Source organism: Thiobacter sp. AK1 (assembly GCF_039822265.1).
GTDB classification, from domain to species: domain Bacteria; phylum Pseudomonadota; class Gammaproteobacteria; order Burkholderiales; family Thiobacteraceae; genus Thiobacter; species Thiobacter aerophilum.
This window is the reverse complement of the sequence record NZ_JBAJEX010000032.1, coordinates 1-537: the sequence shown is the minus strand read 5'-3', so window position 1 is coordinate 537 and position 537 is coordinate 1. Positions and strand designations below refer to the sequence as shown.

Here is a 537-nt window from a genome sequence, read left to right as displayed (position 1 = left end):
GTCATGGCGCCAGACTCACCGCCCACCGCCCTACAGATACGGCGGAACAGAATTTACAGAAAGAAAGATACACAACTAAAGCGAGTTCTGATTGATCATAAATCTGCGGAATTGCGCTCATTTCGTATTCCCCTCAATAAGAAATATTTTTCTGCTAACTGAACCCATGCCCTGATCGCAGCTAAACGAACTTGGGTGGGCAAAGGTGGGAAAGTCGCCACCTCTTCTGCTGTAATTAATGTATCGAGCGATTATCTTGTCGTTAGCGACAGCGTGAATAGTCGCCTCAGTACGCCATACGGAAGGATTGCCCTCACGGATCACTCGACGAACTGTATCCGACACATACTCTGCCTTTGTAGGCGCACTTCCTCGTTCTGGAATTGGAATCTCACCTTGCTCACCACCCAAGCGACGATAATCATCCGCGTTCAAGTGGATTTGCTGTACAACAAAAACTCCCCCATCCTTCTCACACATCTTCCGCACCTGATAATCCCAGTACGCCTTCCTGCCCTCGAAGAAGCTGATAGCCAG

At 49.0% G+C, this 537-nt stretch carries 1 protein-coding gene; it reads right to left on the bottom strand.

The annotated features are described in order from the left end of the window. Positions 1-117: 117 nt before the first annotated feature. Positions 118-537: hypothetical protein (locus V6E02_RS12935; RefSeq protein WP_347309216.1), on the bottom strand; the 420-nt coding region annotated here is incomplete at its 5' end.